This is a genomic window from Xenorhabdus indica (assembly GCF_014467235.1).
Classification (GTDB): domain Bacteria; phylum Pseudomonadota; class Gammaproteobacteria; order Enterobacterales; family Enterobacteriaceae; genus Xenorhabdus; species Xenorhabdus indica.
In genome coordinates this window covers 1-1355 of record NZ_NKHP01000077.1, presented here as the reverse complement: position 1 = coordinate 1355, position 1355 = coordinate 1, and the positions used below count along the sequence as shown (strand labels likewise).

Here is a 1355-nt window from a genome sequence, read left to right as displayed (position 1 = left end):
GTGCGTATGATTGAGCGCCTGCGTCAGCAGGGATTGGCCCTGACAGCGCGAGAGTTGTTCCGGTCGCCGGTATTGTCCGAGCTGGCACAAACAGTGGGGCAGCATCAGACCATCGAAATTCCGCCGAATGTCATTACTCCCGATACGCAGCAACTGACTCCGGCCATGTTACCGCTGGTGGATTTAACCCAGGTGGATATTGACCACATTGTCGGACAAGTGCCGGGCGGTGTGGCGAATATTCAGGATATTTATGCCTTATCGCCGTTACAGGACGGTATTTTGTTCCACCACTTACTGGCACAGGAAGGGGATCCGTACCTGTTAAGTGACCTGATGGCGTTTGTTGACCGCGCGCTGCTGGATCGTTATCTGGCTGCGATGCAACGGATCGTCGACCGTCACGATATTTTACGCACTGCCTTTATCTGGCAGGGGGTATCTGTACCGGTACAGGTCGTCTGGCGTCAAGCCGTTTTGTCCGTCACCGAACTCACACTGGACCCGGCTGAGGGGCCTGTTAGTAGCCAACTGGCGGCCCGTTTTAACGTCAGTCATTATCGTCTTGACTTGAGTGACGCGCCGCTATTGCGCTTTGTGGTGGCGCAGGAAACGGATGGACGTTGGATAGTCCTGCAATTACTGCATCACCTGATTGGCGACCATGAAACGTTGGAAGTGATGCACCGTGAAGTGCAGGCCTGCCTGATGGGGCAAGAGGCGAGCCTGGCTGCGACTGTGCCATTCCGTAATCTGGTGGCGCAGGCCCGGTTGGGCGTGAGTCAGGCCGCCCATACCCGTTTCTTTACCGAGATGTTAGCGGAGGTGGAAGAGCCGACGCTGCCGTTTGGGTTGGCGGAGGTGCATCGCGATGGCTCACAGATAACAGAATCTCACCGGATGCTGGCCCCGGAATTGAATGACCGCCTGCGCAGCCAGGCACGGCGTTTGGGCGTCAGTTTGGCGGCGCTATGCCATCTGGCCTGGGCGCAGGTATTGTCACGCACCAGTGGACAGGAAAAAGTGGTGTTCGGCACCGTGCTGTTTGGGCGCATGGCTGGCAGTGAAGGGACAGAGGGAGGAATGGGTTTGTTTATCAATACTCTGCCGTTGCGGTTGGATATGGATGACACCCCGCTACGGGACAGTGTACAGGCCACCCATCGCCGGCTGGCGGGATTGTTAACCCATGAGCATGCGTCACTGGCGCTGGCGCAGCAGTGTAGCGGGGTTGAACGCGGTACGCCCCTTTTTAGTGCCCTGTTAAATTATCGGCACAATGATCAATCGAACCAGTTGGATAATACGCTGGAGGGGGTTGAGTTATTGGACGGACAAGAGCGAACCAACTACCC

The 1355-nt window shown here is 56.7% G+C and carries 1 protein-coding gene; it reads left to right on the top strand.

Translation table 11 applies throughout. From position 1 onward, the window contains the following. Positions 1-1355, top strand: a 1355-nt coding sequence (locus tag Xind_RS19495; protein WP_246432636.1) for a condensation domain-containing protein, incomplete at both ends; no start/stop codon positions are given.